At 31.7% G+C, this 25,796-nt stretch carries 26 protein-coding genes and 1 tRNA gene; 18 read left to right on the forward strand and 9 right to left on the reverse strand.

All coding sequences use genetic code 11. The features are described from left to right. Positions 1-3 precede the first annotated feature (3 nt). Positions 4-732: a type IX secretion/gliding motility protein PorT/SprT gene (gene porT, locus Q4Q34_RS02865; RefSeq protein WP_303317051.1), complete on the forward strand. Its 729-nt coding sequence runs from the start codon at positions 4-6 to the stop codon at positions 730-732. A gap of 148 nt (positions 733-880) precedes the next feature. Then, positions 881-1,447 (forward strand): hypothetical protein, encoded by a 567-nt coding sequence (locus Q4Q34_RS02870; RefSeq protein ID WP_303317050.1) that lies wholly within the window; start codon positions 881-883, stop codon positions 1,445-1,447. 87 nt (positions 1,448-1,534) lie between these two features. Here the strand turns inward: Q4Q34_RS02870 and Q4Q34_RS02875 are convergent, their stop codons facing one another. Continuing rightward, positions 1,535-2,254: a TrmH family RNA methyltransferase gene (locus Q4Q34_RS02875; RefSeq protein ID WP_303317049.1), complete on the reverse strand. Its 720-nt coding sequence runs from the start codon at positions 2,252-2,254 to the stop codon at positions 1,535-1,537. Positions 2,255-2,502: 248 nt separating this feature from the next. On the opposite strand from Q4Q34_RS02875, the gene tamL reads away from it, so the two are divergent. From tamL to accD, 3 genes are all read left to right on the forward strand, one after another. Next, the gene (tamL, locus tag Q4Q34_RS02880) at positions 2,503-5,031 is read left to right on the forward strand and encodes a translocation and assembly module lipoprotein TamL (RefSeq protein WP_303317048.1); all 2,529 of its coding nucleotides are present in this window, start codon (positions 2,503-2,505) and stop codon (positions 5,029-5,031) included. A 130-nt stretch (positions 5,032-5,161) separates the two neighbouring features. Then, positions 5,162-6,229: a class II fructose-bisphosphate aldolase gene (gene fbaA, locus Q4Q34_RS02885; protein ID WP_303317047.1), complete on the forward strand. Its 1,068-nt coding sequence runs from the start codon at positions 5,162-5,164 to the stop codon at positions 6,227-6,229. Between the two features lie 317 nt (positions 6,230-6,546). After that, positions 6,547-7,404, forward strand: a complete 858-nt coding sequence (gene accD, locus Q4Q34_RS02890) for an acetyl-CoA carboxylase, carboxyltransferase subunit beta (protein WP_303317046.1) — start codon at positions 6,547-6,549, stop codon at positions 7,402-7,404. A 406-nt stretch (positions 7,405-7,810) separates the two neighbouring features. Here accD and Q4Q34_RS02895 read toward each other — a convergent pair whose 3' ends face one another. Further along, positions 7,811-8,734, reverse strand: a complete 924-nt coding sequence (locus Q4Q34_RS02895) for a LysR family transcriptional regulator (RefSeq protein ID WP_303317045.1) — start codon at positions 8,732-8,734, stop codon at positions 7,811-7,813. An 83-nt stretch (positions 8,735-8,817) separates the two neighbouring features. On the opposite strand from Q4Q34_RS02895, the gene Q4Q34_RS02900 reads away from it, so the two are divergent. The 6 genes from Q4Q34_RS02900 to Q4Q34_RS02925 all read left to right on the forward strand — a co-directional run bounded on the left by Q4Q34_RS02900 (position 8,818) and on the right by Q4Q34_RS02925 (position 15,145). Further along, positions 8,818-9,021 carry a hypothetical protein gene (locus Q4Q34_RS02900; RefSeq protein WP_303317044.1) on the forward strand — a complete coding sequence of 68 codons (204 nt, stop codon included), beginning with the start codon at positions 8,818-8,820 and terminating at the stop codon, positions 9,019-9,021. Between the two features lie 20 nt (positions 9,022-9,041). After that, positions 9,042-10,010, forward strand: coding sequence for a sodium-dependent bicarbonate transport family permease (locus Q4Q34_RS02905; RefSeq protein WP_303317043.1), 969 nt, complete (start codon positions 9,042-9,044; stop codon positions 10,008-10,010). A 21-nt stretch (positions 10,011-10,031) separates the two neighbouring features. After that, complete coding sequence (locus Q4Q34_RS02910; protein ID WP_303317042.1) at positions 10,032-10,343, forward strand: hypothetical protein; 312 nt, start codon at positions 10,032-10,034, stop codon at positions 10,341-10,343. A 252-nt stretch (positions 10,344-10,595) separates the two neighbouring features. Then, positions 10,596-10,865: a 30S ribosomal protein S15 gene (rpsO, locus tag Q4Q34_RS02915; RefSeq protein WP_303278477.1), complete on the forward strand. Its 270-nt coding sequence runs from the start codon at positions 10,596-10,598 to the stop codon at positions 10,863-10,865. Positions 10,866-11,070: 205 nt separating this feature from the next. After that, positions 11,071-13,326: a polyribonucleotide nucleotidyltransferase gene (locus Q4Q34_RS02920; RefSeq protein ID WP_303317041.1), complete on the forward strand. Its 2,256-nt coding sequence runs from the start codon at positions 11,071-11,073 to the stop codon at positions 13,324-13,326. A gap of 421 nt (positions 13,327-13,747) precedes the next feature. After that, positions 13,748-15,145 carry a glycosyltransferase gene (locus Q4Q34_RS02925; RefSeq protein ID WP_303317039.1) on the forward strand — a complete coding sequence of 466 codons (1,398 nt, stop codon included), beginning with the start codon at positions 13,748-13,750 and terminating at the stop codon, positions 15,143-15,145. A gap of 247 nt (positions 15,146-15,392) precedes the next feature. On the opposite strand, the gene Q4Q34_RS02930 is transcribed toward Q4Q34_RS02925, so the two are convergent. Then, positions 15,393-16,184, reverse strand: coding sequence for a T9SS type A sorting domain-containing protein (locus Q4Q34_RS02930; RefSeq protein ID WP_303317038.1), 792 nt, complete (start codon positions 16,182-16,184; stop codon positions 15,393-15,395). Positions 16,185-16,712: 528 nt separating this feature from the next. Between Q4Q34_RS02930 and Q4Q34_RS02935 the strand changes: the two genes are divergently transcribed. The 3 genes from Q4Q34_RS02935 (at position 16,713) to rpe (ending at position 18,889) form a co-directional block, all read left to right on the forward strand. After that, positions 16,713-17,576 carry a sigma-70 family RNA polymerase sigma factor gene (locus Q4Q34_RS02935; protein WP_034041378.1) on the forward strand — a complete coding sequence of 288 codons (864 nt, stop codon included), beginning with the start codon at positions 16,713-16,715 and terminating at the stop codon, positions 17,574-17,576. 194 nt (positions 17,577-17,770) lie between these two features. Continuing rightward, positions 17,771-18,190, forward strand: coding sequence for a BLUF domain-containing protein (locus Q4Q34_RS02940; protein ID WP_303317036.1), 420 nt, complete (start codon positions 17,771-17,773; stop codon positions 18,188-18,190). 36 nt (positions 18,191-18,226) lie between these two features. Then, positions 18,227-18,889 carry a ribulose-phosphate 3-epimerase gene (gene rpe / locus Q4Q34_RS02945; RefSeq protein WP_303317035.1) on the forward strand — a complete coding sequence of 221 codons (663 nt, stop codon included), beginning with the start codon at positions 18,227-18,229 and terminating at the stop codon, positions 18,887-18,889. Here the strand turns inward: rpe and Q4Q34_RS02950 are convergent. Then, positions 18,886-19,302 carry a CBS domain-containing protein gene (locus Q4Q34_RS02950; protein WP_303317034.1) on the reverse strand — a complete coding sequence of 139 codons (417 nt, stop codon included), beginning with the start codon at positions 19,300-19,302 and terminating at the stop codon, positions 18,886-18,888. The two genes, rpe and Q4Q34_RS02950, sit on opposite strands and share 4 nt — an antisense overlap. A gap of 166 nt (positions 19,303-19,468) precedes the next feature. Between Q4Q34_RS02950 and Q4Q34_RS02955 the strand changes: the two genes are divergently transcribed. The 4 genes from Q4Q34_RS02955 (at position 19,469) to Q4Q34_RS02970 (ending at position 22,193) form a co-directional block, all read left to right on the forward strand. Then, positions 19,469-20,023, forward strand: a complete 555-nt coding sequence (locus Q4Q34_RS02955; protein WP_303317033.1) for a TetR/AcrR family transcriptional regulator — start codon at positions 19,469-19,471, stop codon at positions 20,021-20,023. A gap of 64 nt (positions 20,024-20,087) precedes the next feature. Next, positions 20,088-20,495: a nuclear transport factor 2 family protein gene (locus tag Q4Q34_RS02960; RefSeq protein WP_303317032.1), complete on the forward strand. Its 408-nt coding sequence runs from the start codon at positions 20,088-20,090 to the stop codon at positions 20,493-20,495. 18 nt (positions 20,496-20,513) lie between these two features. Continuing rightward, entirely contained in the window at positions 20,514-21,500 is a 987-nt protein-coding gene (locus tag Q4Q34_RS02965; protein ID WP_303317031.1) for an alpha/beta fold hydrolase, read from the forward strand. An 84-nt stretch (positions 21,501-21,584) separates the two neighbouring features. Beyond that, positions 21,585-22,193 carry a pyridoxamine 5'-phosphate oxidase family protein gene (locus tag Q4Q34_RS02970; protein ID WP_303317030.1) on the forward strand — a complete coding sequence of 203 codons (609 nt, stop codon included), beginning with the start codon at positions 21,585-21,587 and terminating at the stop codon, positions 22,191-22,193. A 59-nt stretch (positions 22,194-22,252) separates the two neighbouring features. Here the strand turns inward: Q4Q34_RS02970 and Q4Q34_RS02975 are convergent, their stop codons facing one another. The 5 genes from Q4Q34_RS02975 to Q4Q34_RS02995 all read right to left on the reverse strand — a co-directional run bounded on the left by Q4Q34_RS02975 (position 22,253) and on the right by Q4Q34_RS02995 (position 25,674). Beyond that, positions 22,253-23,104 (reverse strand): zinc-dependent peptidase, encoded by an 852-nt coding sequence (locus Q4Q34_RS02975; RefSeq protein WP_303317029.1) that lies wholly within the window; start codon positions 23,102-23,104, stop codon positions 22,253-22,255. Between the two features lie 434 nt (positions 23,105-23,538). Continuing rightward, positions 23,539-23,760 (reverse strand): hypothetical protein, encoded by a 222-nt coding sequence (locus Q4Q34_RS02980; RefSeq protein ID WP_303317028.1) that lies wholly within the window; start codon positions 23,758-23,760, stop codon positions 23,539-23,541. A gap of 40 nt (positions 23,761-23,800) precedes the next feature. Then, the gene (locus tag Q4Q34_RS02985; protein WP_303317027.1) at positions 23,801-24,580 is read right to left on the reverse strand and encodes a prohibitin family protein; all 780 of its coding nucleotides are present in this window, start codon (positions 24,578-24,580) and stop codon (positions 23,801-23,803) included. Positions 24,581-25,114: 534 nt separating this feature from the next. Further along, positions 25,115-25,188: transfer RNA gene (locus Q4Q34_RS02990), tRNA-Arg, on the reverse strand. Between the two features lie 36 nt (positions 25,189-25,224). Then, on the reverse strand, positions 25,225-25,674 hold the full coding sequence (locus tag Q4Q34_RS02995) for a GatB/YqeY domain-containing protein (RefSeq protein ID WP_303317026.1): 450 nt from the start codon (positions 25,672-25,674) through the stop codon (positions 25,225-25,227). Positions 25,675-25,796: the final 122 nt, after the last annotated feature.

Genomic DNA, 25,796 nt, shown 5'->3' on the forward strand with positions numbered 1-25,796 from the left:
AGTATGAAGCGGTTTTTTGTATTAATATCATTTTTATTCATCATACAAGCGTCTAATGCACAACTTTTTAGCAAAGAAAAAGTAACATATGATGCAAACCAAGGAAGAGGCTCTACAGATAATCGATTATTACGCTGGGGCTACTTTTTAGGAATCAATAGCTATGATTTTAATTTTGATTATAAAGAAGATTTACGTGATATTTATGTAAAAAAGAGCCCAGGTTTTAGTGTTGGTTTAATCGGAAATTTGCGTATTAATAGTTTTATTGATTTACGTTTTGAGCCTGGTTTATTAATTACAACCAGAGAGTTATATTATAGTCAAACACATTTTACCGGTACAAGCTTTAAAAGTTCAGATTTAATTAGAGAGGTTAAATCTACCTATGTGCATTTACCGCTTTTAGTAAAAATATCTACCAAACGCGTCAATAATTTCAAACCTTTTATTGTAGGCGGATTTTCAACGGCTTTAAACCTATCTAGTAATGAGGATAACCCTGAAGACAATAGCAATGGACAATTTAGAACCAAAAAAAGCTCCTTGTTTTATGAACTTGGGTTTGGTATAGATTTATACCTATACAACTTCAAGTTTACACCTTCTATTCGTGGACTTTTTGGTATAGGAGACGAACTTGTTAGAGATAAAGACCCTAATAGCCCTTGGACTAGCAATGTTGCCAGTATGAAAACCAGAGGTCTATTTATTAATTTCACGTTTCAGTAATTTAGTATTCAGTCTCGGTTAACAGTTTTCAGCTAGCAAACTTACTTACAACTTTACATCTTTAAAATAACAGTGAGTTTTCTAAAATACAGCACAACTACGTTTTTTAATAGTCTAATCCAAACTTCAACTAACCATAGATATTTAAATGAATATTCCTAAATTTTTGTATCACTACTATGAAGCTGAACTAGGTCCATTTTTAAATATTACTCAAAATAAATTTGAAGAAGCTAAAAAAATCCAAAACAATATATCTGTTGGTTTTAATAGCAAAAGACCGCCAAACTATATCGAATTAAGGTTTGCTTTAGAGAAAAGGTTAAAAGAAAACTTTATAGCCAAAGGGGGCAAACCAAAAAGAAATGACCCTTTTTATTTTACTTTAGGCAAATGTGAATGGATGAAATCTTGTTATGAAAACCCTGGTGTTGTAAAAATCCCTTTAGCAGATTTAAAGCCTGAACAAATAAGTTTTACATACCCAGATAGCATGGTATCATTCCAATTTTATGACGAACCCAAACTTGTAAAATATAGAAAAGCATGTAACGGACAGGTATACTTACTAAATGAAATACAAGAACTATTGAATGAATATGGTATTCCTTCAGAAGAAAAATGCCTTTCTCAAGAAAGCTTGAAATATGACAAATATATAGAAGTACAGGTATGGGACGATTTTATAATCAAAAAATACCTAGTCAAATCCTAAATACACTTATATAAACTGCCAACTACAAACTGAAACCGAACACTGAAACTGAATACTGAGACTGAACACTGAGACTGAATACCCCCACTACCCTCTCCTAAACTCACTCAACAAAATAGCGGTTGCTGTAGCCACATTTAAACTTTCTGTAGCTTGCAAATCACCAAACCTAGGAATAGAGACCTTTTTCTTTATAAGCGCTTCAATTTCTTTTGAAACACCATTAGCTTCATTACCCATTACTAAGATACCTTCATCTGGCAAATCCATGTTATAAACTGTTTCTCCATCCATAAAAGCACCATAAACCGGCACCTTTGTTTCTTTTAAAAAAAGTTCTAAATCTATATAGCTAATATTCACTCTAGTAATAGACCCCATTGTCGCTTGTATTACTTTAGGATTAAAACAATCTACCGTTTCTTTACTGCAAACCAAATCTTTAATCCCAAACCAATCGCAAAGCCTAATAATGGTTCCTAAGTTTCCAGGATCTCTAACAGCATCTAATGCTAAAACAAGTGCGTTTTGTTCAATTGGTTTTACTTCTGGAATTTTAAAAATTGCAAGTGCTTTATTCGGAGTGGTTAAAAAGCTTATTCGTTTTAATTCTGCCTCAGTAATTAAAATTTCATCTTTGGCATCAATATTGAAAGACTCAGTCGTATATAGGGCATGTAGTATTAATTTAGATTGTAATAGTTCTTTTATTGTTTTAACACCTTCAACAACAAAAAACCCATGTTGTAGTCTATATTTTTTTTGCTTTAAACTCGTTATTAATTTTATATGGCTTTTAGAGAGCATGTAATCTAAATTAACGTGATATTTTATTTTATAAAGAAATGAAAAATACCGTTGTTCAAGACCAAAAATGTCGAAATATTTTTTTTAAGTAAACACTAAAGACCAAAATTTTAGGATGTTGTATTTGTACTTTGAAAAAAAATACAAATAAACACTTGAAAAAATGTACTTTTGAGTCCGTAATAAACAGTATTATATTTCTTTAATTAAATTCTATTAGTCAAAATTATAATTTGAATTAATTTCATTTGAAAAAACAGCTTTCAAAAATATTAATCTTCGTTGTATTAACAGGATACGTTTTGTCTTGCGACAGTGTAAAAAGAGTTGCCGAAAATGAATACCTACTAACCAACACGACTGTATATGTAAATGAAAGAAAAGATAATACAGAAACTATAAATAGTTTATTATACCAAAAGCCAAATAGAAAAATTGCTGGTATCCCTTTACGCTTACATATTTACAATTTAGCACGTAATAACAGAGATTCTTTATTTGAAGTGTGGTTAGATAAAAATCCCAAACGCAGAGCTCGACTAACCAAAACACTATCAAAAAAACAGTTAGACCGATTAAAAAACTCCTCTGTAGGGTTTAATAATTGGTTACGTAAAACTGGTGAAATTCCTGTTGTTATCGATAAAAAAAAGACTGAGAAATCTGTAAAACGTCTTCAAGATTATCATATAAATAATGGTTGGTTTAATGTTAAAACAACTTATGATATAAAAAAGAATGAAGACAAACGTGCCAGCATTAAATATCACGTAAAAACTGGAGACCCTTTTATCCTTGATTCTATTTCAGAAAAAATAAAATCTCCAGTGGTAGATTCTTTATATCAAAAAATTAAAAGAAGTGCATTAATTAGACCAAAGGAACAATACAAAACCACCAATTTTGAACAAGAGCGTGATAGAATTTCTAATGAATTACGTAATTCTGGTGTATTTCATTTTGATCAGGATTATATCACTTTTGAAATAGACACCGTAGGCACTAATAAAAAAGTGAATGTCGGAATTCAAATTCAAGATAGAGCCATTAGAGATCAAGACTCTATAAGACGCGAACCCTTTAAAATTTTCAAAATTAGAGATGTTAATATTATTACAGATTATACATTTGAAAATAGAGGAAAACCATTCCAGGATTCAATAACCTATAATGGTTATAAACTTTATAGTTATAACAAAATGCGTTATAGACCGGAAGCACTCACGGATGCTGTATTTATAAACCCAGGTTCTGTTTTTAAAGATCTAGATAGAACAAGAACCTACAGACATTTAAATGAATTACGTTCCTTTAAGTATCCAAATATCGAATACATAGAAAACCCTGACAATACACTTACAGATACTATTAGATTAACACCTTTAAAAAAGTTTAGTTTAGGATTTAATGGCGATGTGTCCCAGAGTAATATTCAAACATTCGGGTTTTCATTAAACCCTAGCCTTTTAATCAGAAATATTTTTAGAGGTGCAGAAACACTTGAAATTTCAGCAATTGGATCTATTGGTGCTTCAAAAGACAAAAATAATTTAGACGATCCGTTTTTCGACATCAATGAAATTGGTATTGATTTTAAACTCACTATTCCCAGATTATTTTCACCATTTAATACAGAGAAAATAATTCCTAAATATATGTCTCCATCTACACGTATGAGTTTGTCTGCAACTAGCCAGACTAATATTGGATTAGACAAACAGACCTTTAGCGGGATATTTAATTATAATTGGTATCCAAACAAAAAGGTAAGTAACAGGTTAGATTTATTTAATGCACAATACGTTAAAAACCTTAATGTTAACAACTATTTTGGAATCTATCAAAACTCTTATAACTCTTTGAATCAAATTGCAAAAGATGTTAATTATATAGATTCAAATAGTGATTTAAGTATTCCCGATAATCAAACAGATGAGTTTTTAGCTTACGCATTAAATCCAGTAACTCCTAACGAAATTTCTAATAGCCAATTAGCAATAATAAATAGCATTGACGAGCGTAAAAACAGATTAACTGAAGACAACTTAATTCTTTCTTCCAGTTTTAGTTTTATTAATGATGAGCGCACCAATCTATTTGATGATGACTTTTCAATTTTTCGTTTCAAGCTAGAGTCTGCAGGTAATATATTAGCAAATGTGTCAAGATTATTGAATTTAAAGAGAAATAGTGATGATCGTTATGAAATTTTTAATGTTGCATATTCTCAATACATAAAAACTGAATTCGACTATACTAAGCATTGGGACTTAGGAAAAAAGAATGTATTGGCAATGAGAAGCTTTTTAGGCATAGCCATCCCTTACGGAAATTCTACCAGTATACCATTTTTAAAAAGTTTCTTTGCAGGTGGTCCCAACGATAATCGTGCTTGGACAGCTTATAGTTTAGGCCCTGGTAGCTCTGAAACTATTAATGAGTTTAATGAAGCCAATTTAAAAATAGCCCTAAATGTAGAACAACGCTTCAATATTTTTGAAGATTTAAATGGAGCCATCTTTATTGATACGGGAAATATCTGGAATGTATTAGATAATGTAGAAGACGATAGTGCTACATTTACGGACTTTGATTCGCTGAAAGACATTGCTATTGGTTCTGGTTTTGGTCTACGCTATGATTTTAGCTTTTTTGTATTTCGTTTCGATATAGGCTTTAAAACCTACGACCCCTTTTACAGAGAGAAAAACAGGTGGTTTAATGATTACAACTTCTCAAATGCTGTTTACAATATAGGTATTAACTATCCTTTTTAGTCCTAATTTTTATTATACATACTATAACGTTTTAGTCATTTTTTAGTGTTTTCGCTCTACTAAATCATGTCTATTTATTCAAAAAATGATTACTTTTGGCATCTATTAATAACTAATCAAATTATTTAAAATGGGACACAATATTAAACCAGGAGTTGCTACAGGTCATGAAGTACAAGCAATTTTTAAACTTGCAAAAGAAAAAGGGTTTGCTTTACCAGCTGTTAATGTAATAGGTTCAGACACAATTAACGGTGTATTAGAAACTGCTGCAGCTTTAAATGCTCCCGTAATTATACAATTTTCTAACGGCGGTGCTCAATTTAACGCAGGTAAAGGCTTAAGCAACGACGGTCAAAAATCTGCTATTGCCGGTGCCATTGCTGGTGCAAAACATGTACACACTATGGCTGAAGCTTATGGTGTTCCTGTAATCTTACATACAGATCACTGTGCTAAAAAACTATTGCCTTGGATTGATGGTTTATTAGATGCTAGTGAAAAACATTACGCAGAAACTGGAAAATCACTTTTTAGTTCTCATATGATTGATCTTTCTGAAGAACCAATCGAAGAAAATATTGAAATATGTAAAACCTATTTAGAGCGCATGAGCAAAATGGGAATGACATTAGAAATAGAGCTTGGAATTACAGGTGGTGAAGAAGATGGTGTAGATAACACCGATGTAGATGATTCTAAATTATACACACAACCAGAAGAAGTAGCTTATGCTTACGAAGAATTAAGTAAAGTTAGTGATCAATTCACTATTGCAGCTGCCTTTGGTAATGTTCATGGTGTTTACAAACCAGGAAATGTAAAATTAACTCCAAAAATCTTAAAAAATTCTCAAGAGTATATCAGTGAAAAATATGGTGTTGGAGAAAATCACATCGATTTTGTTTTCCATGGTGGTTCTGGTTCTACAGTTGAAGAAATTCGCGAAGGTATTAGCTACGGTGTTATAAAAATGAATATCGATACCGATTTACAGTATGCTTTTATGAGTGGTATTCGTGATTATATGGGTGATAAAGCAGCATACTTAAAAGCCCAAATAGGAAATCCTGATGGAGATGATGTTCCAAATAAAAAGTACTACGACCCACGTGTATGGTTACGTGCAGGAGAAGTTACTTTTGTTGAACGTCTGAAAAAGGCTTTCGAAGATTTAAACAATGTAAACACCTTATAACTATAGGTAAATTTACTACAATAATATGTATTAAAGACTCTGTATAAAACAGGGTCTTTTTTATTTACATAGCTATTAAACAATGCATTACAAGCATTAAATTAAAAAAACATTGGGGTATTACCTCAAAATTAAAAAAAGGCTTAATTTTGTAGCCTAGCTTTTGGTAGTCGCTTCTTAATAAAATTAGAAAGACTTTAATAAACGCTTCAAATATGAAATATTAATGATTTCATATTTAATAAAATTAAAAGGATGAATAATCCTTAACACGAATAACGTTTACTAAGATTAAAAATCTAAAATCGTAAATCACTATGTCTTGGTTTAAAAGAAAAACAAAAGGAATCACAACAACAACAGAGGAGAAAAAAGATACTCCTAAAGGACTTTGGTATAAATCTCCTACCGGTAAAGTTGTTGATGCAGAAGAATTAGAAAAAAACTTCTATGTAAGCCCAGAAGATGGCTACCATGTACGCATAGGGAGTAAAGAATATTTCGAAATATTATTTGACGATAATAAATTTAAAGAGTTAGATGCTAATTTAGAATCTAAAGACCCCCTTAAATTCATTGATACAAAAAAATATCCTGAACGTTTAAAAGCTGCCCAAGATAAAACCAATTTAAAAGATGCTGTTCGTACGGCTGTTGGAAAATCTAAAGGAAAAGATTTAGTTGTTGCCTGTATGGATTTTGCTTTTATTGGTGGTTCTATGGGAAGTGTTGTGGGTGAAAAAATTGCACGTGCCGCAGATTATGCACTAAAGAAAAAAATCCCTTTAATGGTGATCTCTAAATCTGGAGGAGCAAGAATGATGGAAGCTGCATTATCCTTAATGCAATTAGCTAAAACGTCTGTAAAACTAGCGCAATTAGCCGATGCACAAATTCCATATATTTCTTTATGTACAGACCCAACTACAGGAGGTACTACAGCGTCGTTTGCTATGCTAGGCGATATTAACATTAGTGAGCCCGGTGCTTTAATTGGGTTTGCAGGACCTCGGATTGTAAGAGATACTACAGGAAAAGAATTACCGGAAGGTTTTCAAACAGCTGAATTTTTATTAGAACACGGTTTCTTGGATTTTATCACAGTAAGAAAAGAGTTGAAAAACCAGGTTAATAAATATCTCGATTTAATAACAAATCAGCCTTTAAGAGCATAAAAAGAAAAGAAGGGAGAAAAATAATACCTTTCTATTCTGTTATAATACAAAAAAGCCTTACCAGAATTATTTGATAAGGCTTTTTTAATTTTGTGAGTCTTGTATAACATCCCATGTTGACTTTAAACTAAAGGTGAGTTCAATGCAATATTTTTTATAACATTTTGATTTTTAGTTGTTTAACATGTTGTCAGGTCGAGTACTTCGGCTACAGTTTATACTGAGCGCAGTCGAAGTACTCAGTATAAACTGAAGTCGAGACCTATTGAAATTTGAAGTCATTTAAGAACCTCTCGACTACGCTCGAGGGGACATTTTCCTGAATATTAGTCGGTTGTAAGTAATAATTGTGATTACTTATGTCGAACTCACCTTTAAATAACATTAGTTTCTATGTAAAAGACGATTAATACTTTTCTAACCATCCAAAGTGCTTGTCGATTAGTGTTTGTTTATTTTCGTTAATATGCTCTATCAGTTTTTTGGCGATGTTAGACATGTTTTTTGAGCTCAACCAAACCAAATTCCAATTAGTAACAATGGGAAGCCCTTTTACTGGAATAATCTGCAACTCCCCCATACTAATAGCATTCTTTATACCAATTAAGGGCATAATGGAGTATCCCAAACCAGAAATAACCGCTTGTTTCAATGCCTCATTCGAGGTTAATTCCATTTTCTTATACGTGGATATTTTTCTGGAATCTATAAAGTTTTCCATGGCCAATCGAGTAGCAGAACCTTGTTCTCTATATATAAGTGGTAGTTTCTGAAACTCGGTTTTAGATAAATATTTACCCTTATGCTTATAATCCTTTCCGCCTACCATAAACAATTCATTTTTCATAAGCTCAATTCTATCTATTTTAAGCTTTTTAGGAATCGTTGAAATCATAGCAAAATCAACTTCATTATTCTCCAAAGCCCTAACAACATTAGCTTTATTAGTAACATCCATGATTAAATCCACACCCCTATTTTCATTAATAAAATCTGATATAAAATAAGGCATCACATATTTGGCAGTAGACACAATAGCTATTTTTAATTTGCCCGCTAACTCCCCTTGAAATGATAATGCCTTGTAATCTATAGCCTTTACCTCTTCCATTATTTTTTTTGCAGCTTGTGCAACTTCTACTCCAAACTCAGTGATATATATTTTTCTTCCAACAACCTCAAAAAGAGGGATTTTAAACTGTTCTTGAAACTTTTTTAACTGAATTGAAACAGCTGGCTGGGTAAGATAAAGTGCTTCAGAAGCCTTTGTAACACTCTGTAATTCATATGTTTTAAGAAAAACCTCTAATTGATGTAATGTATAATTCATAAACAAATCTTATATATTTTATAATAAATATAAATAAAAATATATGAATAAAATAATTAAACTTTGCACTAAATATAAAAACCATGAAAGAAAAACTATTGAACAGCTTTAAAAGATTACATCAAAAATCAGCAACTATTAATGACATCGTCATTGCATTAATTTATGCAACCGTCGTTTCACTATCCATAATAAATAACAATTTATTTCTAGAAGAGATATTGTTATGCGGTTTGATTATTGGAATGACACTACTAAGTGCAAAAAACAAAAATAGTAATAAATAATAATTGCAATAAAATCTTTTATGGATTTACATTTACTCATAGACAACCTTACTAATCCCGCGTTACTTTTCTTTTTTCTAGGCATTATTGCGGTCCAATTAAAGAGCGATCTCAAAATACCGGAAAATTCGTCAAAGTTTATATCGCTCTATTTATTATTGGCGATAGGTTTTAAAGGAGGACAAGAATTATCTCATAGCGATTTTAGTATGGAAATTATTTGGTCTTTATTATTTGGCATTTTTTTGGCAGTCGCCGTTCCGGTTTACACATATTTCATCCTTAGAAAAAAATTTAGCATTGAAAATGCTGGTGCGATAGCGGCGTCATACGGATCGGTTAGCGCAGTAACTTTCGTGACCGCTATATCTTTCTTAGAAATAGAGCACATCCCCTTCAGCGGTCACATGGTTGCTGTCATGGCCCTAATGGAAGCCCCTTCTATTATGGTAGGCCTTTTTTTAATTATGATTTTTAAAGGTAATAAAAGAAAGTCCGAGATCCCTTTAAAAACAACGCTACGCCATGCCTTATTTAATGGTAGTGTCTTACTCATAGTTGGAAGTTTAATGGTTGGTTTTTTAGCCAGTGATGCTCAGGCACAAGGCATCAAACCATTTACCACAGATATCTTCAAAGGATTTCTGGCTGTTTTTTTACTTGATATGGGAATAACTAGCGGAAAAAAACTTTCAGAATTTATAAAAAAAGGAAAGTTTGCCTTACTATTCGCCATTGTTATACCAATCATAAACGGCTTACTAGTTGCTATTATAAGTGGCGCATTTATTTCTGATATCGGTAACAGATTATTATTTGCAATCCTCGCGGCTAGTGCCTCATATATTGCGGTACCTGCAGCGATGAAAATAGCAGCACCTAAAGCAAGCCCCAGCCTGTATATCCCCATGGCATTGGCGATTACATTCCCTTTCAACATAACCTTGGGAATGCCATTATACTTATATATAATTCAAAATTTTAATTAGAAATAAATTTAAAACTACATTATGGAAACAACATTAAAAACATCAATCGATTCAAAATTAGAACAGAAAATTAAGCTTATTGATGGCAACTTTACACCATCAGAAGCAGCAGATATAATAAATAACATTCTAGACGTGAAAATTAACTTTCACAAAATACAAAGGTTATCCCGAACTGAAGGAGATGTAAATGATGCGTGCGAATATGATAGCAGTAGAATAGTTGAACTTATTGATTCAAAACATGATGCAAAATCATTTTTAACCGATGCTAGATTAAATGGTAAAAAGTTAAAAATAGAAAGCACCGTAACAATAAAAGTAAAAGAATGAGTTAGTTAGTAGTTAGTTTTTTTGAGTTAGTTAGTCTGAAAGCCCATCAACCTGCTATTTGATGGGTTTTTTAGTTTTATTTTTCTTGTCTTCATTGTAGAAAATCAAATAGTATAAACCAGTTAAAAATATATTTATTATTTAATCTTTTTCTTTACAACAGAAAATCTTGTAAATCATTAAAAATTACTATATTTGCCGCTCGAAAGAGACACTTTCGTTTACATAACAATTATTTACAATAATATTAGCATGTACTTAGATCAAAAAGAAAAAGAAGCCATCTTTAAAAAACACGGTAAAGATGCAAAAAACACAGGTTCTGCAGAAGGACAAATTGCTTTGTTTACTTACAGAATTAATCACTTAACAGAACACTTAAAAAATAATCGTAAAGATTTTAACACCGAGCGTTCATTAGTAAAACTAGTAGGAAAGCGTCGTGCTTTACTAGATTACTTAACTAAGAAGGATATCTTAAGATATCGTGCGATAGTAAAAGAATTAGGATTAAGAAAATAATTAAAAGAGGCTATCAGCCTCTTTTTTGTTTTTATGCCACTTTTAAGATTAAATTGGCAAAATAATATAACTCGAGCGTAAGAGTATAAATTACGTGTTTTATGATTAAGCAGATCCTGAAAGAATTCAGGATATATAGTTTTTCATTGGTCCACAACACTACAACAACACAACGACCATTGTTTAATTAGAATTAAAAAAATTTATGATTCCAAAAGTTTTTAGAGAGGTCATAGACCTAGGTGACGGTAGAGAAATTTCTATCGAAACTGGAAAATTAGCAAAACAAGCGCATGGTAGCGTTGTGGTGCAATCTGGAAAATGTATGCTTTTGTGTACAGTTGTTTCCAACTACAAACAAGCAGATGTAGATTTCTTACCGCTAACAGTTGATTATAGAGAAAAATTTGCTGCAGCTGGACGTTATCCAGGAGGTTTCTTTAAAAGAGAAGCAAGACCAAGTGATGGAGAAGTATTAACAATGCGTCTAGTAGACCGTGTTTTACGTCCATTATTCCCTAAAGATTATCACAGTGAAACACAAGTGATGATCCAGTTGATGTCTCATGACGATGAAGTTATGCCAGATGCTATGGCAGGATTAGCTGCTTCGGCTGCAATCATGTTATCTGATTTTCCTTTTGAATGTGCTATTTCTGAGGCCAGAGTTGGTCGCGTAAATGGTGAATTCGTCATCAACCCAACTAGAGCTCAATTAGAAGAATCTGACATCGATATGATGATTGGTGCTTCTGCAGACTCAGTAATGATGGTTGAAGGTGAAATGGATGAGATTTCTGAAGAAGAAATGACTGAAGCTATCAAGTTTGCACACGAAGCTATTAAAGTACAGTGTGCTGCCCAATTAAAATTAGCTGAAGCATTTGGGAAAAAAGAAACTCGCGAGTACGAGCCAGAACGTGAAGATGCAGAGTTAGCTCAAAAAATTCACGAAATGGCATACGATAAAGTATATGCCGTAGCAAAAGCAGGATCTTCTAAACATGAAAGAGGTGCTGCATTTGCAGAAATTAAAGAAGAAATAAAAGCTACTTTTTCTGAAGAAGAATTAGAAGATATTGGAGGTTTAGTCTCTAAATATTATAGTAAAGCAGAAAAAGCAGCTGTTCGTGATTTAACACTTAACGAAGGGTTGCGTTTAGATGGTCGTAAAACAACAGATATCAGACCTATTTGGTGTGAGGTAGATTATTTACCATCGACGCATGGTTCAGCCATCTTCACACGTGGGGAAACTCAAGCATTAGCAACAGTTACTTTAGGAACGTCTAGAGAAGCTAACCAAATAGATATGCCATCTTTTGAAGGTGAAGAGCGTTTCTATTTGCATTATAACTTCCCGCCTTTCTCAACAGGAGAAGCAAGACCTATTCGCGGAACATCTCGTCGTGAAGTTGGACATGGTAATTTAGCACAACGTGCTTTAAAAGGTATGGTCCCTGAAGATTGTCCTTATACAGTTCGTGTTGTAAGTGAAGTATTAGAATCTAACGGATCATCTTCTATGGCAACCGTTTGTTCTGGTACTATGGCTATGATGGATGCCGGTGTACAACTTAAGAAACCTGTTTCTGGTATCGCTATGGGATTAATTTCTGATGCCGATTCTGGAAAGTATGCTGTTTTATCTGATATTTTAGGTGATGAAGATCACTTAGGAGACATGGACTTTAAAGTTACAGGTACTGCAGATGGTATAACAGCTTGCCAAATGGATATTAAAGTAAAAGGATTATCTTATGAGATTCTTGTAAACGCACTAAAACAAGCACGTGATGGACGTTTGCATATCCTAGAAAAGTTAACAGATACTATTTCGGCACCTAATGATGATGTGAAATCTCATGCACCTAAAATGGTGACTCGTACGATTCCGAACGAATTTATCGGTGCTTTAATTGGCCCTGGTGGAAAAGTCATTCAAGAATTACAAAAAGAAACCAATACAACTATCGTTATAAACGAAGATCCTGTAACAGAAGAAGGTATTGTTGAAATCCTTGGAACTGGGCAAGAAGGTATTGATGCTGTATTAGCAAAAATAGATGCTTTAATGTTTAAACCGGAAGTTGGTAGTGTTTACGAAGTAAAAGTTATAAAAATGCTTGATTTTGGAGCTGTTGTAGAATATATGGATGCACCAGGAAATGAAGTATTATTACACGTAAGCGAATTAGCTTGGGAACGTACAGAAAATGTATCTGATGTTGTAAACATGGGAGATGTTTTTGATGTGAAGTATTTTGGAATTGATTCCAGAACACGTAAAGAAAAAGTATCTCGTAAAGCTATTTTACCAAAACCAGAAGGTTATGTAGCAAGACCACCAAGAGAAAATAACGGTCGAGATAACAGACGTGATAATAGAGGTAGAGATAATCGCGGACGTGATAACCGTCGTGATGACAGAAAACCTAGAGAAGACAAGAAAGAGGATTAATCTCTTTTAAATCTATAAATCCAAACCCTCTCAATGTAAATTTGAGAGGGTTTTTTATTATTGATACACTTTCTTTTTGTGCGATCTCAAAATACTAACAGTCCTGCCCCTGCCCCCCAAACAACACAACCAATTTAGGCGAAACACCTTGGAAATACCATAGAGTTGATAGCTTAAATATCAGAAACTTCACATCGGACCTCAACATTGACCTAAAAAAGAAGATGAGGGGACTACTACCTCCAATCGCTAGAGGATTTATTTTAGAGGCATCTGAAGGCTTTTTCCATTAACAAGATTTTAAGATTTCAACCTAAATCAAATAATAATTCCACTCTATTTATTAAATAAATATTAAAAAGAATCTGAAATCATTTTTACTACGTAAAAAGAGTAATATCATAGTCAAAAATAAAAATTTATGAAAACCAAAAAGACAGCTTCTGAACTATTAAGAACATTGAAAAATTATATTTTATCTCTTAAAAAATCAGACATTTGGGGTATTTTGGTTTTAACATGTACTTTTTTACTTATGATTGATGCCGTATATTTAGGCTTTGTCTTAAAGGAAGATTACATACAGTTCAATGTAGAGCGTATGCGTTCTACGCTAGGGTTTTTATTTATGATAGTCTCAGCTTTACTGTTTTTATTTAAAGGCAGTTTTTTCTTCTATAGCTTATATCGGTATTTTAAATATAAACACATCACATCCGTATCCAACGACGAATTACCAACATGTACTGTAATTGTACCAGCCTATAATGAGGGTAAACAAGTTTGGGATACCTTAATGAGTTTAACAGAGAGTGATTACCCTAAAGAAAAACTGCAATTACTGGCAATTGATGATGGGAGTTTAGATGATACCTGGGAATGGATGTTAGATGCCAAAAAGCAGTTGGGTGACCGATTGGAAATTTATCAACAACCAAAAAACAAGGGAAAACGCCATGCTCTTTACAGAGGCTTCAATCAAGGAACAGGAGACATTTTTATAACCGTAGATAGCGATTCTATTGTAAAACCAGATACACTAAGGAATTTAGTTAGCCCGTTTATTACCAATAAAAAATGTGGAGCAGTCGCAGGTAACATTCGTGTATTGAATAAAGAAACATCTCTATTACCTAAAATGTTAGATGTAAGTTTTGTTTTGAGTTTTGAATTTGTACGCTCAGCAGAAAGTAGTTTAAACTCTGTATTATGCACTCCTGGAGCTTTAGCTGCTTATAGAAGCGAAGCTGTTTTTGCCTGCCTTCCTGAATGGATTAATCAAACTTTTATGGGACAACCTTCAGATATTGGTGAGGATAGAGCCATGACAAACATGATCTTGAAACAAGGCTACAGCGTACTATTCCAAAGAAATGCTTATGCTTATACGAATGTCCCAGAAAAATATCGTGGCCTTTACAAAATGTTTATTAGATGGGGAAGAAGTAATGTTCGTGAGAATATAGAAATGTCTAAATATGTGTTTAAAAATTTTAGAGAAGGCTCTAAAATTGGTACACGCTTTCTATTTTTAAGCCAATCATTAAAAATAATAATGGCTTATCCTTTCTTAATATTCATGTTATTTTTCGTGATTACGCACCCCTTATTATTTTTGAGTTCAACATTTCTAAGCATATTGGTATTATCTACATTTCCAGTAATATTTTATGCGAATAGATATGAAACTAAAGAGTCTTTTTGGGCATATACATACAGTATTTTATACACATTTGGTTTATTTTGGATTACACCTTATGCCATTGCAACTGCCAACAAAAGAGGTTGGTTAACACGTGGCTTGCCAGAAAAAAAATAATCTTAATGTTGTTATACGGTAATTTCTAGATAATCAAGATCTGTTGTTTCAACAAAATAATTGCTAAAATTGATGCGCTTTATCAAGTTATTAAAGCTACAGACCTTTTAGACTTTGAATACATGTGACTTCCTAAAGAATATATTATTACAAAATATATTAACATAAAAAAAGGAAGTAATTTAAAATCACTCCCTTTTAATAAGATTTAGTTAAGTACAAGTAGTTAATTCATATTTTCAAAAAATTATTTCTTTACAAATTTAGCAATACCAGAATCGGTCACTAAGAAATAAACACCTCCAGACAAGTCTGATACATCCATACTTCCACTTGCTTCTACTTCTTTTACTGTAGAGCCAACAATATTAACCACCTTGTATGTTTTAGTCTTTACATTTTTACTTATTGTCATTACTGTAGAAACTGGGTTAGGGTATATTTTATCAGAAATATTGTCAGCTACATCGCTAGTACTTAAAGTTATTTGAGAAACAACCTCAACATCTTGAGAAATTCTGAGGATAGCACGATTTGCTTGTCCCCCTGTTTCTTGAGCGGGGTCAAAGGCCAATTCTGGAGTCGGAGAGTCATGGTTAATAACCCTTAAGCTAAAATCAAGTATATCTCCCACAGTGGCTGTAATAGCCGAATATTGCTTTATTGTATAAACTCTAGTAAAAAAACCTGTATTAGGACTGTTTAAAGTTGTCTCAGTTTTAAGGGTTGCTGTATCAACATCGGCTGTAGTATCAAAGAATGTAAAATCAGCTCCAGCAAAATGAGCCAAATGGTTTCCTGCAAGAAGATCATTCCCATCTATATATACTCTTGAGTTAATTGCTACATTACCATTACCATCGAGTCCCATAGGGATATTACTTACAGTAATAACCATTGGTGCGTTCATAATTCCATCAGTTTGTATTTCAGTAGGCCCACTTGTAACAGCAACATTAATTTTTTGTGCATTTGAAAAAGTGTAAGCTCCAAAAATAGCAACCAGAATAAAAATGTTTTTAAGTAATTTTTTCATCATGTTTAATAATTTTTTTAGTTCGTAATGACTAATTAGTTCGTAATGACTAAATGTATTTTATATTTATTAAACTTAAAAACCACAAAACCATAACTTATATAAAAAAAACAATTTGTTCTACTAATATAAAATTTGCACCAAAATATCTACTAAATAGCTCGTTTTAAAACAAAATACAATGAAAGAAAAAACTTATATATCTGATTTTTTAAAATATTAAAAACTAATAATTATTAATGAATTAAATTAAAACGTTAGCAAATCTCTAAATAGATTAAAAAGTATTCTTAAATAAAATTTGGTTTAAAACTAATACTCTTGATTAAGTATTTAAAATCTCAAAAAAATTATTAAATAACTAATAATGATGTGATTTTCAAATAACGCATTGTGACTTTATAAAAATTAATGTGTCTAAAAAGAGAATCCCAAAAATATATTTGAAACTTTTTGTAACATTATTCGACATATATACGTATAACTACTGAATGCCCAAATATTCAATTAAAAATCACAGGAGAATTTTAGATGAGACAACTTAAAATTACGAAGCAGGTTACTAATAGAGAAACCGCTTCGTTAGATAAATATCTACAGGAAATAGGAAAGGTTGACTTAATTACTGCTGACGAAGAAGTAGAATTAGCTCAACGTATAAAAGCTGGTGATCAAATCGCTTTAGAGAAGTTAACAAAAGCTAACTTGCGTTTTGTCGTATCGGTAGCTAAGCAATATCAAAACCAAGGTTTAACATTACCTGATTTAATTAATGAAGGTAATTTAGGTTTAATTAAAGCGGCACAACGTTTTGATGAAACACGTGGGTTTAAATTTATATCGTATGCTGTTTGGTGGATTCGTCAATCGATCTTACAAGCTTTGGCTGAACAATCTCGTATTGTACGTTTACCATTAAACAAAATTGGTTCTATTAATAAAATTAATAAAACATTTGCTTTTCTTGAGCAAAGTCATGAACGTCCACCTAGTGCAGAAGAAATTGCAAAGGAATTGGACATGACTATTAATGATGTTAAAGAGTCTATGAAAAACTCTGGTCGCCACGTAAGTATGGATGCTCCTTTAGTTGAAGGGGAAGATTCAAATCTATACGATGTACTTAATAGTGGTGAGTCTCCAAATCCAGATAGAGAACTATTACATGAGTCTTTACGTACTGAAATTGAACGTGCTTTAGAAACGCTTACACCTCGTGAAGCAGACGTTATTCGCTTATACTTTGGTTTAGGAAACCAACACCCAATGACTTTAGAAGAAATTGGTGAAACATTCGATTTAACACGTGAGCGTGTAAGACAAATAAAAGAAAAAGCGATTAGAAGACTTAAACACACTTCTAGAAGTAAAATATTAAAAACATATTTAGGTTAGTAATTTTTTTACGACTAAATTACAACAACAAACAGTTACACATAACTGTTCGTTTTTTGATTGATGAAAGAACCCTCGGCTGATTACCGGGGGTTCGTTTTTATTTTAAGGATTTTATATTTGATGTAAATATTAATCCTCAATCAGTCCATTATTTTATTTTTCGTATTTTAGATTGAACCAACCTTTTTTAAATGCTAAAAACAATATGTTATATAAGTGATTCTTGTCAAGAAGAGTCATTAAATACTCTCAAAACTTTATTTTCAAAAGCAAAAAAAAATAATTTAAAGTTTAACATAACGGGTATATTGATATATTCTAATGCTAACTTCTTACAAGTTCTTGAAGGTGATGAAATCAGCGTAAATGATACTTTTAAAAGAATAAGTTTGGATACAAGGCATAGGAATCTTTTTAAAGTTATCGACATTCATACACAACAACGCATTTTCGAAGACTATAATTTTGGATTTACTATAGTTGATAGTAGTAAAGAATTAAGTGAACTTAACGAATATCTCGAATGGCTAAGAAAAGCAGATAATAAGTTAGCCAACAAAGTTGTTAACATGGTTGAAAATTTTATTACGCAAAAAATAGCTAAACAATAAGTAAAACAGTTATTTTTGCCGAATAAACTAAATTCAATGAGTACTAAACTAATTGCACCATCAATTCTGGCTGCGGATTTCGCAAACCTTCAACGCGATATAGAAATGGTTAATACAAGCGATGCCGATTGGTTTCATATTGATATTATGGATGGCGTATTTGTGCCAAACATTTCTTTTGGAATGCCTGTTTTACAAGCGATTGCTAAACATGCTAAAAAAACGATTGATGTACATTTAATGATCATTGATCCAGATAGATACATTAAAACTTTTGCTGAATTAGGTAGTGATGTACTTACTGTACACTATGAAGCTTGTACCCATTTGCACAGAACATTACAAGCTATAAAAGCCGAAGGCATGAAAGCTGGTGTTGCACTAAACCCACATACTAATATTCATGTTTTAGAAGACATTATAAATGATATTGATTTGGTTTGCATTATGAGTGTAAATCCAGGTTTTGGAGGGCAGAGTTTTATTGAAAATACTTATAATAAAGTATCTCAATTAAAAGAATTAATTAAACGCAAAGGCGCTTCAACAATTATAGAAATTGATGGAGGTGTCACTAATAAAAATGCTAAAGCACTCGTGGATGCTGGCGCAGATGTGCTCGTCGCAGGAAGCTATGTTTTTAAAAGTAATGATCAAATTAATACTATTAAAGACTTAAAATCACTAGCTAATTCTTAATACTGCTTTAGCAAATAGTTTATTAAATCTGTAGTCGTTACAATACCTACCAAAATAGAGTCGTCTACAACTGGCAAGGCATGAAATTCATTCTTAGCTAAGATTTCTGCCACTTCTTTAATAGTCGTGTTGCTTGAAACACTAACCAGGTTTTTTGTCATAACCTGCTCAATGGTAAACATATTATAAACTATAGTGTCAATAGTATTTTCATCATCTGTAGCATCAGCAAAACTAATTCTAAGTAAATCCGTATAGCTCAACATACCTATTATTGATTCTTCACAGACTACAGGAATATGTCTAATATTATGCCTTTTAAAAAGCATTTCAGCTCTTTCTAAAGTATCAGATCTTCTCAAAGCTATAATATCCTTACTCATTATTTCAGAAACGGGAGTCCTTCTTTTCATCTCTCTAGGTTTTAAATTCTATACTAAATTTAAGCATGAAAAGGAGAAAAAAGTATGACAAAAATCATATCGCCTTTATAAAAAACATATACACTAAAACGTTAAAGTTATGTTAATTAAGAACAGACTTGTCTGTTTTAGTATTTTTAGTATATATATTTGCCCCATGAAAAGATTAGGTGTAAAAGAGCGTATTATTGAAACAGCCTCAGATTTATTTTATCATAATGGATATAATCAAACCGGTATCAATCAAATAATTGCTGAAGCTGGTGTTGCTAAAGCGAGCATGTATCAGCATTTTAGGTCTAAAGAAGATATTGCAGTAGCATATTTGGTAGGAAGGCATGCGCTTTGGATGGAAAAACTATTTCATTTTGTTTCTACCGAGCATACTTCAAAAGGGAAAATAATTAGCTGTTTTGACTATTTAGTAAATTGGTTATGCGAAGTAGATTTTAGAGGTTGTGGTTGGCAAAATATTATAACTGATTTACCTGATGACCATGATAAAATTAGAAATCAAGCTGTAAATCATAAAAACGAAATAAGAAACTATATTCATACTTTATTAAAAAGTGATGAAACAGTAGAACAAGCAGATCAATTAGGAGATCAAATATTAATACTCCTTGAAGGTGCCATTATATTATCTCAAATTCAAAAAAACAAATGGCCTATTCTAGCCGCAAAAGAAGCAGCTATAAGTTTATTAAAATAAAAGAAGGTTCAATAAATATTTATCAGCAACAAAATAAACAGACCTGTCTGTACAAAATAAAATTATGAAAAAACTAATACCACCCTTTAATAGGGAAACAGCAAAAGCAAAAGTACAAGCAGCAGAAGATGCCTGGAATAGCAAAGATCCATACAGAGTATCGTTAGCCTACTCTAAAAATTCTAAATGGCGTAATAGAAACTTATTTTTCCAAGGCAGGGATGCCATTCAACAGTTTTTAAGCAGAAAATGGGAAAAAGAATCTCATTACAAATTGAAAAAACATTTATGGTGTTTTTCTGAAAACAGAATTTCTGTTCGTTTTGAATATGAATGGTTAAACGAAAAAACGCATCAATGGTATAGAACACATGGAAACGAACATTGGGAATTTGATGATGACGGATTAATGCGAATAAGAGATATGAGTGCCAATGATATAGAAATACAGGAAACCGAACGCAAATTATAAACTATTAAAACTAAAATTATGAGAACAAAAATTTTAAAATCAGTATTGGGTTCTGCCCTATTAGCAATAGTATCCTTTGGTGTACTATCCTTTAATAACCATAAGGAAACCGAGATTAGTAAAACAACTAAAGAGATAACACATCCAACATTACACAAAAATGTGACTATTAATGGACTAAACATTTTTTATCGTGAAGCAGGAACTGTCAATAAGCCAACCATTATATTACTACATGGTTATCCAACATCTTCTCATATGTTTCGTAATTTAATAACAGACTTGTCTGTACAGTACCATGTATTAGCACCCGATTATCCAGGATTTGGAAGAAGTGATCAACCCTTAATAAAAGATTTCGATTATACTTTTGATAACATGTCTAAAATTATATCAGCTTTTATTAATGAACTTAATGTAGAGAAATATAGTCTATATTTAATGGATTATGGCGCTCCAGTTGGTTTTAGAATTGCGACAAAATATCCAAACCGTATAGAATCATTAATCATTCAAAATGGAAATGCTTACGAGGAAGGTTTACTAGATTTCTGGAAACCTATTAAAAAATATTGGAATGATTATACTATTGAAAATGGCAAACCTCTAGAAAACTTCCATTCTATTGATGGGTTAAAATGGCAATATACACATGGTGTGCAAGATATATCTAAAATTAGTCCAGACAACTGGAATATAGATCTACAACACCTAAAGAGACCGGAAAATAATGACATTCAATTAGCCATGTTTTATGATTATAGAACCAACGTACCATTATATCCAGAGTGGCAACAATACTTTAGGGACTACCAACCACCAACATTAATTGTTTGGGGAAAAAATGATTATATATTTCCCTCAGAAGGAGCATCCCCATACAAAAGAGATTTGAAAAATTTAGAAACTCACTTATTAGATACCGGTCATTTTGCGCTTGAAGAAAAAGGTAAAGAAATAGCAAATTACATATTGAATTTCCTAAATAAAAATAACATTAAATAATTACTATAGCCGTCAGTTCGAGTTTTAACATTAAAAAGTCATTAGCTTCTCGAATTGTCTAGCTATATTCAACAACAAATCATTATGAAGTATACAAGCGACATAGCATTTACACCAGCAGTAAAAAAGCTTCAAGAAAAGTTTGGCTCACGAAAAGGTTATGAACGTATGGAAATATCTGGGGGATGGCAACAGGAAATCAATGCCAATCTAGCACAGATACTACAAAACATGGATTCTTTTTATTTCGCGACCTCTAATAATAACAACCAACCCTATATACAACATAGAGGTGGACCTAAAGGATTTTTAAAAGTAATAGATAACAAATGTTTAGCCTTCGCTGATTTCTCGGGAAACAAACAATACATTTCTATAGGAAACCTCAGCGAAAATAATAAAGCTTATATTTTTCTGATGGATTACGCTAACCAAACCAGAATAAAAATTTGGGGGACAGCAAAAATTGTTGAAAATGATACCAAGTTAATAAACTTTTTATCCGATGAACATTATAATGCTAAATCCGAAAGAGCAATCATTTTTACAGTCGAAGCTTGGGACGTTAATTGCAGACAACACATTCAACGTCGTTTTACAATAGACCAAATTGAAGAAGTAACAAAACCTTTATATGATAAAATTAAAGCATTAAAAGAGGACATAGATAAGTTGAAAAATACTGAACTTTGAAGTTGAGCGACGAAAGTAAACCGTTTTAGGAATGCCTTAGAGTATTTAATAACAGACAATTAGTATCCTAATACATTAAAGTTTAGCATTTGCCTTATTTTATTATAAATTTCGGGGAACTGGGATTTGAATTCTTGTGGCGTTTCTATAAAGTTCTCAATGGTAACTGCTAAAAATTCAAATTGGTTCGTGAAAGCATATTTTCTAAAGTAATCTGATGCTTTTAATTCATCACGCAATGATTCATTTTCAGTAAATAGAGCAGATAACTCTTTAAATGAATCGCTAAAAATAATTGAACTTACATCTCGTTCTTTCATACTATTAATATGAATGGCATGAGTAAGTTCATGTATCCCTAAATTTAAATTATCACTTTCATTATCAAAGCCTTTTACAAAGGCTTCCCAAGATAATACCAAGGCTTTTAACCTGGGGTTAAATTCTCCTTTATGATAAGCTTTATTTATGTTAGAATAATAATTACTCGGATATATTACAATTTTTGAAATAATCCCAATATAAAAATCACGAAAACCAAAAGTTAGCATAACAGCAGTAGAAGCTATAAGAACTTTCATTTCATCATTAATAATAATACCATCTCTTCCAATAAAATCTTTATCTATTATAAAAGATGCTACCCGATGTTCAAAATATTTTTTTTCTTTATCCGTAAGCTTTTTATAAAAGGAAAATTGATTGCTTAAAATAGATTTTTGATTTTTATTTAAGCGTCTTAAACGAAGATAAAAATGATTATACAATGGTCTTTTGTATTTAAGTACATAACCCATTTCTATCATTCTCATGCCATAATTTAAGAGTATACCTGTCATGGCAACAAAGAAAACACCTAGAATAATTTTACTACCTAAAGTGTATTGTTGTATAACTAAAATTTGAAACATATGTTGCTTAACTCCTTTAATTAAAATATAATATATCCTTAATGTTAATTATTCGCTTAAAATAACTAATTAAAACACATACTAAGCAACAAAATACATTTATTATAACTTAAAAAATGACTTTAAATTAAGTTAGGTGCAGTCATAAATAAGTTCTTTTCATCTTTGCCTAAAGCACAATTGGCAGCGAATCGTCTTGTATAAATTCTAGTTAATAGTTTTTCTTTTAAAATAAAGAATCTCTTGAAATGAACTATCCTCGTTTGAGCCACGGAAATTTTTTGTTTGAATCCTATCCTTATGAGATTTCTCGAAAGTTTATCTTGAGCGAAGTCGAAAGGCTAATACTTCGCTCTGCCTAAATGACAAATACCTAAAAATCAAATATTTAATTATCGTTTTTATAAAAAAATTAAATCGAAACTGACGTTATTTTAAATAGCAGAAAAGCCTTTTAATCGCTTATCTATCTTACGTTTTTTATTAGTTACCAGCTTCATAATATCCATCAAGTATTGATCTTTAGTTTTTTTATAAATTTCGTTAATACTCAATACTAGTGATTTTGCTTCTCTTGAAGCTGCAACTCGATCGCTAGTACTCATATTACCCATCTTTCTTTTTTCAAATTCCAATGCTTTATTTATTAATTCCATAGTCTGTATATTTTAAAATAATTTTATAAACGCTCCAAGTCTAATCATCTGAATTAATTAACAGAGGTGTTTTTCCATCCGTAATAATAATTTTACTATTCGTAGATTCAGATAGTTTATTAAACGCCTCTATGCTTCTAATTTTAATGATTTCCTGTGTTAACCCTTCTGAAAGTATTTTTTGAGCATCTCGCTCTCCTTTTGCATTAATTACTTTTCTTTCTGCTTCTAATTTAGCTTGTTGTAGCACAAACTCCATTCTCATAGCATCTTGTTCTGCCTGTAATTTTCGTTCTATAGAATTGGCAAGCCCCATTGGTAATTGTATACGTTTCATCAAAACGGCAATTAGTTCAATACCATCTGCCTGTTTTTTAAGATTTACTTCCATTTTATTTTTGATTTCTTCTTCAATTTTTGCTCGCATTCCGGAATGCATGTCTTTAGCATAAAATTGAGCACATACATCTGAAGAAGCCGATCTAAATACACTAGTGATTATAGACTCATACCCTTGTCCTAAATTCTCTAATACTGAAGGAATCTTGTTTTGTTCTAAACGGTATAAAATAGAAATTTCAGAATTTACGCTAAGCCCTTCTTTACTAGGTAAAGTCAGAATAAGCTTTATATTTTTGGTTTGCGTTGATTCTTTTATCACTTTGCTTACTAAGGGATTATAGAGCACAGTCCCTTGAGTTGATACTTCATTTGAAAATTTACCTAATGTTTGCTTAACCCCAGCTTCACCTGGTTTTATTACTGCACAACTGGAGCATAATCCTAACGCACCAATTAAAAGAAAGATTTTTATTTTCATAATTTATATTTTTTATTTCACATTACTTATTCTTAATCTATGTTGATGTTTTTCGAACTTAATTCTTATAGTAATACATCATTTTCCATGTTCGTGTTATTTATATCTAACACAAATATCTAAAAAAGTTATCATAAATTTTTATTTATATAATTTATGAAAAACATAAACATAAATTATGAAAAAGAATGACTTTAAAAACAAAAAGCACGTTGCAAATTCAAACGGGCTTGATTTATTATTTAAATGTTTACTTATAATACCAATTCTCATTTAAAATAACCGTAATAAAACACCCTTTTTCGCCTTCTACTTCAATAGAAAAAGAAACCGTAACTTAGGCTATACTTTATTTTTATATTTTGTATAAAGCAAAAAATCATTATTTTATTTTACAGTAATTCCAAACAAGACATGGTATAAATATGAAGAAGTTACTCGAGGTGGTGAATCAAAGCTCTGCTTTGAAAACAAAAAATGCATACTACAAATTCAAGCAATCTTGATTTGACGTATGCATTTTTTGTTTATTTGTGACCGCGAAGGGATTCGAACCCCCAACCCTCAGAGCCGAAATCTGATATTCTATCCAGTTGAACTACGCAGCCATTAATTCCTGCGTTAGGCAGGAATCTTATTATTTTTTAAGACAATTTAGATTTTACAATATTTGAAATCGTTTTACCATCAGCTTGTCCTGCTAACTCTTTACTAACAATCCCCATAACTTTTCCCATATCTTTCATACCCTCTGCACCTATTTCATCGATAGTTGTAACAACTACTTTCTCAATTTCCTCATCAGTTAAGGCTTCAGGTAAAAATTGTGCAATAACATCTGCCTCTGCTAATTCCGGAGCTGCTAGGTCTTCTCTTCCTTGCTCTATGTATATAGCAGCACTATCTCTTCGTTGTTTTACTTGTTTTTGAAGTATTTTAAGTTCTTGCTCCTCTGTTAAATCTTCCTTTGCACCACTTTCAGTTTGTGCCAATAAAATAGCAGATTTCACAGCACGTAAAGCTGTTAAAGCTGTTTGATCTTTAGCTTTCATTGCTTCTTTTAAAGCCGACATGACATCTTGTTGTAAACCCATGGTTATATTTATTTGACTGCGAAGATATAAAAAAGTATGCAGTCTTCAGTCTACAGTTTTCAGTTAAAAAGATTTATAAAACGAAAAAAGTTTCTTCCCTTTGGGAAGACGGAAGATGGGCT

This window comes from Flavivirga abyssicola, from assembly GCF_030540775.2.
Classification (GTDB): domain Bacteria; phylum Bacteroidota; class Bacteroidia; order Flavobacteriales; family Flavobacteriaceae; genus Flavivirga; species Flavivirga abyssicola.

Coding starts and splice junctions, on each gene's coding strand:
- porT (WP_303317051.1), top strand. CDS start 4: ATGAAGCGGTTTTTTGTATTAATATCATTTTTATTCATCATACAAGCG.
- Q4Q34_RS02870 (WP_303317050.1), top strand. CDS start 881: ATGAATATTCCTAAATTTTTGTATCACTACTATGAAGCTGAACTAGGT.
- Q4Q34_RS02875 (WP_303317049.1), bottom strand. CDS start 2,254: ATGCTCTCTAAAAGCCATATAAAATTAATAACGAGTTTAAAGCAAAAA.
- fbaA (WP_303317047.1), top strand. CDS start 5,162: ATGGGACACAATATTAAACCAGGAGTTGCTACAGGTCATGAAGTACAA.
- accD (WP_303317046.1), top strand. CDS start 6,547: ATGTCTTGGTTTAAAAGAAAAACAAAAGGAATCACAACAACAACAGAG.
- Q4Q34_RS02895 (WP_303317045.1), bottom strand. CDS start 8,734: ATGAATTATACATTACATCAATTAGAGGTTTTTCTTAAAACATATGAA.
- Q4Q34_RS02900 (WP_303317044.1), top strand. CDS start 8,818: ATGAAAGAAAAACTATTGAACAGCTTTAAAAGATTACATCAAAAATCA.
- Q4Q34_RS02905 (WP_303317043.1), top strand. CDS start 9,042: ATGGATTTACATTTACTCATAGACAACCTTACTAATCCCGCGTTACTT.
- Q4Q34_RS02910 (WP_303317042.1), top strand. CDS start 10,032: ATGGAAACAACATTAAAAACATCAATCGATTCAAAATTAGAACAGAAA.
- rpsO (WP_303278477.1), top strand. CDS start 10,596: ATGTACTTAGATCAAAAAGAAAAAGAAGCCATCTTTAAAAAACACGGT.
- Q4Q34_RS02920 (WP_303317041.1), top strand. CDS start 11,071: ATGATTCCAAAAGTTTTTAGAGAGGTCATAGACCTAGGTGACGGTAGA.
- Q4Q34_RS02925 (WP_303317039.1), top strand. CDS start 13,748: ATGAAAACCAAAAAGACAGCTTCTGAACTATTAAGAACATTGAAAAAT.
- Q4Q34_RS02930 (WP_303317038.1), bottom strand. CDS start 16,184: ATGATGAAAAAATTACTTAAAAACATTTTTATTCTGGTTGCTATTTTT.
- Q4Q34_RS02935 (WP_034041378.1), top strand. CDS start 16,713: ATGAGACAACTTAAAATTACGAAGCAGGTTACTAATAGAGAAACCGCT.
- Q4Q34_RS02940 (WP_303317036.1), top strand. CDS start 17,771: ATGCTAAAAACAATATGTTATATAAGTGATTCTTGTCAAGAAGAGTCA.
- rpe (WP_303317035.1), top strand. CDS start 18,227: ATGAGTACTAAACTAATTGCACCATCAATTCTGGCTGCGGATTTCGCA.
- Q4Q34_RS02950 (WP_303317034.1), bottom strand. CDS start 19,302: ATGAAAAGAAGGACTCCCGTTTCTGAAATAATGAGTAAGGATATTATA.
- Q4Q34_RS02955 (WP_303317033.1), top strand. CDS start 19,469: ATGAAAAGATTAGGTGTAAAAGAGCGTATTATTGAAACAGCCTCAGAT.
- Q4Q34_RS02960 (WP_303317032.1), top strand. CDS start 20,088: ATGAAAAAACTAATACCACCCTTTAATAGGGAAACAGCAAAAGCAAAA.
- Q4Q34_RS02965 (WP_303317031.1), top strand. CDS start 20,514: ATGAGAACAAAAATTTTAAAATCAGTATTGGGTTCTGCCCTATTAGCA.
- Q4Q34_RS02970 (WP_303317030.1), top strand. CDS start 21,585: ATGAAGTATACAAGCGACATAGCATTTACACCAGCAGTAAAAAAGCTT.
- Q4Q34_RS02975 (WP_303317029.1), bottom strand. CDS start 23,104: ATGTTTCAAATTTTAGTTATACAACAATACACTTTAGGTAGTAAAATT.
- Q4Q34_RS02980 (WP_303317028.1), bottom strand. CDS start 23,760: ATGGAATTAATAAATAAAGCATTGGAATTTGAAAAAAGAAAGATGGGT.
- Q4Q34_RS02985 (WP_303317027.1), bottom strand. CDS start 24,580: ATGAAAATAAAAATCTTTCTTTTAATTGGTGCGTTAGGATTATGCTCC.
- Q4Q34_RS02995 (WP_303317026.1), bottom strand. CDS start 25,674: ATGGGTTTACAACAAGATGTCATGTCGGCTTTAAAAGAAGCAATGAAA.